General features: G+C 41.6%; 7 protein-coding genes. 4 read left to right on the top strand and 3 right to left on the bottom strand.

Annotated elements, in window-relative coordinates; all coding sequences use genetic code 11:
* Positions 1 to 12: 12 nt before the first annotated feature.
* Positions 13 to 453 carry a hypothetical protein gene (locus tag ACQ93I_RS16275; protein ID WP_431699446.1) on the bottom strand — a complete coding sequence of 147 codons (441 nt, stop codon included), beginning with the start codon at positions 451 to 453 and terminating at the stop codon, positions 13 to 15.
* 111 nt (positions 454 to 564) lie between these two features.
* On the opposite strand from ACQ93I_RS16275, the gene argS reads away from it, so the two are divergent.
* The 4 genes from argS (at position 565) to ACQ93I_RS16255 (ending at position 5,246) form a co-directional block, all read left to right on the top strand.
* Complete coding sequence (gene argS, locus ACQ93I_RS16270; protein WP_431699445.1) at positions 565 to 2,334, top strand: arginine--tRNA ligase; 1,770 nt, start codon at positions 565 to 567, stop codon at positions 2,332 to 2,334.
* A 231-nt stretch (positions 2,335 to 2,565) separates the two neighbouring features.
* Positions 2,566 to 3,894 (top strand): signal recognition particle protein, encoded by a 1,329-nt coding sequence (ffh, locus tag ACQ93I_RS16265; protein WP_431699444.1) that lies wholly within the window; start codon positions 2,566 to 2,568, stop codon positions 3,892 to 3,894.
* A 57-nt stretch (positions 3,895 to 3,951) separates the two neighbouring features.
* The gene (locus ACQ93I_RS16260) at positions 3,952 to 4,323 is read left to right on the top strand and encodes a four helix bundle protein (protein ID WP_431699443.1); all 372 of its coding nucleotides are present in this window, start codon (positions 3,952 to 3,954) and stop codon (positions 4,321 to 4,323) included.
* Positions 4,324 to 4,352: 29 nt separating this feature from the next.
* Positions 4,353 to 5,246 carry a bifunctional 5,10-methylenetetrahydrofolate dehydrogenase/5,10-methenyltetrahydrofolate cyclohydrolase gene (locus tag ACQ93I_RS16255; RefSeq protein WP_266070265.1) on the top strand — a complete coding sequence of 298 codons (894 nt, stop codon included), beginning with the start codon at positions 4,353 to 4,355 and terminating at the stop codon, positions 5,244 to 5,246.
* An 8-nt stretch (positions 5,247 to 5,254) separates the two neighbouring features.
* Here ACQ93I_RS16255 and ACQ93I_RS16250 read toward each other — a convergent pair whose 3' ends face one another.
* Together ACQ93I_RS16250 and ACQ93I_RS16245 are read right to left on the bottom strand one after the other, a co-directional pair.
* Positions 5,255 to 5,662 carry a YkvA family protein gene (locus ACQ93I_RS16250; protein WP_423818192.1) on the bottom strand — a complete coding sequence of 136 codons (408 nt, stop codon included), beginning with the start codon at positions 5,660 to 5,662 and terminating at the stop codon, positions 5,255 to 5,257.
* 18 nt (positions 5,663 to 5,680) lie between these two features.
* Entirely contained in the window at positions 5,681 to 6,700 is a 1,020-nt protein-coding gene (locus ACQ93I_RS16245; protein ID WP_431699442.1) for an AI-2E family transporter, read from the bottom strand.
* Positions 6,701 to 6,709: the final 9 nt, after the last annotated feature.

Here is a 6,709-nt window from a genome sequence, read left to right as displayed (position 1 = left end):
TTTTGATACCTCTTATTCCTGGTCTTCTATTCTTGGTAAAGCTTTATCTGCCTTGTAGTGACGCAATTTTTTGATAAAGCTATGTACTTCGGTTTGACCGGCGCCGGCATGAATTTTAATAAAGTACTGGTCTTTGTAAAAGGAATATTCTTCTGCGCGACCTTTGTAGATCTTCAGCTTAAAAAAAGGAATTACCAGTGAATAAGTTTCGCCGGCAGCTCTAAAGCTTATTAATACTCCTTTTGGCCGCATCTCAATATTGCAGTGATTTTGTGCCTGGCCTTCATTTAAAACGAGCAGGTTGTAAATTTCTATGCTGGCCGCAGTTACAGGCAGTTCGTGAAAACTGGTCTTTTTTAGCTCCTGTCTTTCCTCGAGGGTGAAAGGGTTGCCCACCAGTTCATTGATCTCTTCTCTCTTGTCAGCAAAATCACGGGAAATATTCAGTAGCATTTTCTTTTTTTCTAAAGGTAAGCATTTGCGCTCAAACCCTTTATACAACCTCAAAATTCTGTTATCTTTGCCACTTCCTGTAGAAGCCTGCAGGTAATAAAATTAAAAGACATGAATGTTCAGGACGTACTCGCCGCGCAGGTAAAAGAAGCGGTTAGCAATATTTTTAATGTAACGTTGGAGACGGTAGAGTTTCAACCCACCCGAAAGGACTTTGAAGGTGACATCACCCTGGTGACATTTCCTATGTTGAGGCAAATAAAAACCAGTCCTGTAAAGCTTGGAGAGGCCATAGGTGATTACCTGGTTGCCCATAACAAAGAGATCGAGAAATTCAATGTAGTTCAGGGGTTTTTGAATATTGTTCTGGCCGATGCTTACTATCTCAATTTCTTCGGAAAAGTAAAAGATGATCCTGACTTCGGAAAAGCTTCTGTAGGTGAGGAATCTATTATGGTAGAATACTCTTCGCCAAACACCAATAAACCACTGCATTTAGGACACATCAGAAATAACCTTTTGGGGTATTCAGTTTCTGAAATCCTGAAGGCTTCAGGAAAAAAAGTTTACAAAACTCAAATCATAAATGACCGCGGAATTCATATTTGTAAGTCTATGCTGGCGTGGCAAAGATTTGGAAATGATGAAACGCCCGAGTCAACGGGATTAAAAGGGGATAAACTGGTAGGGAACTACTATGTGAAGTTTGATAAGGCTTACAAAGAGGAAGTTTCTTATTTGCAGGCCCAGGGAAAGACCGAAGATGAGGCAAAAGCTGAAGCCCCTATTTTAAAAGATGCCCAGGAAATGTTGCGCAAGTGGGAAGCCGGCGATGCTGAAGTTGTTGAGCTGTGGAAGACCATGAACCAGTGGGTATACGATGGTTTTGAAGAAACCTACGCTAAACTGGGAGTCGATTTTGATAAAAATTACTACGAAAGCAACACCTACCTGCTCGGTAAGAACGTAGTTGCCGAAGGTCTTGAAAAAGGCATTTTTTACCGAAAGGATGACGGCAGTGTATGGATAGATCTTACCGATGAAGGTCTCGATGAAAAGATCGTACTGCGAAGCGACGGTACGGCGGTTTACATGACGCAGGATATTGGAACTGCCATACAGCGTGTAAAAGATTACCATATCAACGGGATGGTTTACACCGTGGGGAATGAGCAGGATTATCACTTCAAAGTGCTCTTTTTGATCCTGAAAAAATTGGGATACGAATGGGCCGAAAATCTTTACCATTTGAGCTACGGAATGGTAGATCTTCCTAGCGGTAAAATGAAAAGCCGCGAAGGCACCGTGGTAGATGCCGATGATCTTATTGAAGAAATGACTGCCACCGCCAAGAATATTTCTGAAGAGCTGGGGAAACTCGATGGCTATTCGGAAGCTGAAAAAGAAGAGCTCTATCGAATTATAGGCCTGGGAGCTTTAAAATATTATATTCTGAAGGTAGATCCGCGGAAGCGAATATTGTTTAATCCGGAAGAATCTGTAGATTTCCAGGGAAATACCGGTCCTTTTATACAGTATACCTACGCCCGAATCCAGTCTATCCTAAGAAAAGCTGAATTTGATTACTCAAATCCTATTTTTGAGTACAGCCTGAATGAAAAAGAGAAACAACTTATCAAACAGCTTCAGCTTTATCCCGAAACTGTTCAGCTTGCAGCCGAAAATCACAGTCCGGCGCTTATAGCCAATTATACCTATGAGCTGGTAAAGGAATTCAATAGTTTCTATCAAAATGTGACTATTTTGGGAACCGAAGATGAGACAGAAAAGAACTTTAGGGTGCAGTTGTCAAAAGCTGTGGGAGATGTGATCAAATCTTCGTTCGCACTTCTGGGAATTCAGGTGCCCGAGAGAATGTAGGGGAGGTTAGATTTTAGAAGTTAGAAATTAGAAGATAGAAGTGTCGGGATAAAATTAAAAGAGGTGTTACAAATGTCATTTTTGAGACCCCTTCCGAAGAAATGTTTAAAAAATTTTTCCGAAAAATGACATTTTTGGAGCAGATGTGAAGTTGAAAGTTTTCACTTCAGCCTCAAATCATTAAATTTGCAACTGCCTATAAAACCCGGCAGTATTTAAATCTGAGAGAATATGTTCGAAAGTTTAAGTGATAAGTTAGATAATGCATTACACGTCCTCAAAGGACATGGGCAGATTACTGAAGTTAACGTTGCCGAAACTCTTAAAGAGGTAAGGCGGGCCCTTGTTGATGCCGATGTGAACTATAAAATTGCCAAAGAATTTACTTCTAAGGTAAAGGAAAAGGCACTGGGGCAAGATGTGCTTACAGCTTTAAAGCCGGGGCAAATGATGGTAAAGCTGGTGAAAGACGAGCTTACCACACTTATGGGCGGAGATGCCGAAGGTATCAACCTTTCGGGGAACCCATCTGTGATCCTTATGTCGGGTCTGCAGGGGAGTGGTAAAACCACATTTTCGGGTAAGCTGGCAAATTACTTAAAGACCAAGAAGTCTAAGAATCCTCTTTTAGTTGCCTGTGATGTGTACCGTCCTGCAGCAATTAATCAGTTGCACGTAGTTGGAGATCAGGTAGGGGTTGAGGTATTTAGCGATGAAGGAAATCAGGATCCTGTTGCTATCTCAAAGGCCGCTATTGCTCATGCTAAAGCTAACGGGCACAATGTGGTGATTATCGATACCGCCGGTCGTCTTGCTGTAGATGAAGCGATGATGACCGAGATCGCAAATATTCACAGTGCAATCGAGCCACAAGAGACCCTTTTCGTAGTGGATTCGATGACAGGGCAGGATGCAGTGAATACTGCCAAAGCCTTCAACGACCGACTCAACTTTGACGGGGTTATCCTTACAAAACTTGACGGGGATACCCGTGGTGGAGCTGCGATCTCAATTAAATCTGTAGTAAACAAGCCAATCAAATTTATTGGTACGGGTGAGAAGATGGATGCGATTGATGTTTTCTATCCTTCCCGTATGGCCGACCGTATTCTTGGGATGGGTGACGTGGTGTCCCTTGTTGAAAGAGCGCAGGAGCAATATGACGAAGAAGAAGCGAGAAAACTTCAGAAGAAGATAGCCAAGAATGAATTTGGGTTTGATGACTTTTTGAACCAGCTTCAGCAGATCAAGAAGATGGGATCTATGAAAGACCTTATGGGGATGATTCCTGGAGCAGGAAAAATGCTGAAAGATGTGGAGATCGATGATGATGCTTTTAAGCCTATTGAAGCCATTATTCATTCCATGACACCAGAAGAACGTGCAAAACCATCAGTTATAAATGCCTCACGTAAAAAGAGAATAGGAAAAGGATCGGGTACATCGGTGCAACAGGTAAATCAGCTTTTAAAGCAGTTCAGCCAAATGAGTAAGATGATGAAAATGATGCAGGGCGGCGGCGGAAGAAAGATGATGCAGATGATGAAGGGAATGAAATAGTTTAGTAAGCAGTTGGCAGTGCAAAGTTGGCAGTGATAAACACTATACCTACAGATAATGAGTTTTAAAAGTTTATTAGCATATCAAAAATCGTTTGCACTTGCCATGGAAATTTTTCACCTCGTAAAATCTTTTCCTGCTGAAGAAAAGTTTGGTCTAAATACGCAGATCATAAGATCCTCCAGAAGTGTGTGTGCAACCATTGCTGAGGCATATCGTAAAAGAGACTATTTTAAATATTACAGAAGTAAGCTGACAGATGCTGATAGTGAAAACTCCGAAACTCAACTATGGTTGGATTTTGCGTTGGCTTGTAAATATCTTCCAGAAGAAGGATATAATAACCTGCAGGATCATTCTCTACAGGTTGGCAAATTAATTAATTTCATGATCCATAATCCCGGAAAGTTTGGAGTCAAAGACTGCTAACTGCCCACTATAAACTGCACACTCAAAACATGGAGCTCCTCGACGGTAAAAAATTAAGCAACGAAATTCAGGATGAAATTGCCCTGGAAGTTCAAAAAATGAAAGAACGTGGGGAGAAGGTCCCCCATTTGGCAGCCATTATTGTTGGTAGTGACGGCGCCAGCTTAACGTACGTAAATGCCAAAGTTAATGCGTGTAAAAGGGTAGGATTTGAATCTTCCGAATACCGTATGTCTTCAAACACCAGCGAGATTGAACTCCTGGCCAAGATTGAAGAGCTTAATAACAATGACGATATTGACGGGTTTATAGTACAGCTACCGCTACCGCCACAAATCAATACTCAAAAAGTGCTTTTAGCAGTGAGTGCCGATAAGGATGTGGATGGTTTTCACCCTACCAACTTCGGAAAAATGTCTCTCGACATGTCATCATTTATACCGGCGACACCGTTTGGGATTCTTGAGATGCTTGAGCGGTATAACATCCCAACCAAAGGGAAACACACCTGCGTAATTGGTCGTAGTTACATTGTGGGGAGACCCATGAGTATCCTTATGGGGAGACAGGGATTCCCAGGTAATTCTACAGTAACTCTTACTCACGAATTCACAAAGAACATTACTCAAATCACTTCACAGGCCGATATCATCATCATTGCTGTAGGGATTCCTAACTTCCTGAAAGCAGAAATGGTAAAAGATGATGCCGTGGTTATAGATGTGGGAATAACCCGCGTTCCCGATGAAACCAAGCCAAAAGGTTACAGGATCACGGGCGATGTAGATTTTGAAAATGTTTCACAAAAGGCAAGTTACATCACTCCGGTGCCCGGTGGAGTGGGACCTATGACCATTGCCATGCTTCTAAAAAATACACTGCTGGCCCGGGAGGAGCACCGTGCAAGAAGTAATGCTAAATAATTTCAGGTTTAGGCGTTTAGTAATTTAGCCTCATCGATTTTCCAGTCGAGATAAGCATGTAAATCGGATTCAATGAACCGAACGGCGATTGTAAAAAGTGCAAAATCGTCTACATAGCCTACTCCCGGAAGAAAGTCGGGTAGCATATCCATTGGGTTAAAAACGTAGAGCAGGGTCAATCCTATAGCGGCAATTGTGAACCACGGCATTTGATTGTATTCTCCTTTTCTATAGTCTTTAAGCATGCCAAACATAAGCTTTCCCAGTTCGGCATATTTTTTCATGCCCGCACCTTTTAACTTTTTATCGATGGCATCTTTGTTCTTCATGACCATATCCAAATCACCTTCATTAACTTTAGAAACTTCGGTCTCCAGATAGTCTTTGTTGATCTTCTTCTTTACATTTTCTAACATAGCATTTTTGTTTTATGGTTAAAGTTTGTTTTCTGTTTTTCCGTATTCATGCTTGTATATCTTTAAGATAAGTAAAAACAGAGATACGAGCAAAGGCCCGAAAATAAGCCCTATAAAGCCGAATAATGGCACTCCAACTACTACCCCAAAAAGAGTAATAAGCGGGTGTACACTGGCAAGGCGGTTAAGTATGTACAGCCGTAAAATATTGTCTGTAATTCCCACGATCACAAAGCCATAAATTACAATAAAGACCGCCTGCCATTCCATGCCCATTGAATATAACAGAATAGTTACTGGAACAATTCCTATGGCGGTACCAATAAAAGGTACCATGGCGCCAATGGCAGTAATGACAAACCAGAACAAGGGATCGGGTACGCCTACAATTAGGTAACCAATTAATGCAACTATTCCCTGGAAAAAAGCCACCAGGGGAATACCAAGAGCATTAGATTTTACCATTTCATCACCTTCGTGGCCTATAACCTCAAGATTGTTTTCACCCAAAGGAATGTAAGAAATGATCATATCTTTAAGCCTGTCGCGGTTCATCAACATATAATACAGCAAAAAATACATGATACTTATTGCTATAAAAGCGTTAAACGTGCCTGCACCAAGAGATTGGAGGTTGCTCGAGAGCCAGTTGGCTATCCGGGCAGAATCAATACTCTGGCTTAGATCGTAACCTACATAGATCTCAGCTTCATTAATTTGATCCTTTACTGCCTGCAACACCATTTCTGAATTTGTTACGGCCTTGCCTATTTTTGACGTGAGCATAATAGCAGTAAGGGTGATAGGCACCAGGATCCCAACGAAGGAAAGGAACATAAGCAAAGCGGCTGCCAATACAGGTTGCCATCGCCTTTCTACCAGCCAGGTCATAGGCTTTCTAAGTACAACATAAAGGGTTATTGCCCCAAGTACTCCAGAGAGATAAGGTAAAATCTCCCGAAAGATTAAAACCAGCATGAATAAAATGAGGAGTAGTACGAACAGTTGTCGCACTAAAGATGGTTTTAATCTGTTCATTTAAAAGGT

The organism is Salinimicrobium sp. WS361 (genome assembly GCF_050750585.1).
In the GTDB taxonomy this organism is placed as follows: Bacteria; Bacteroidota; Bacteroidia; order Flavobacteriales; family Flavobacteriaceae; genus Salinimicrobium.
Note: the sequence above shows the minus strand (reverse complement) of the source record. Positions and strands in the feature narration are given on the sequence as shown.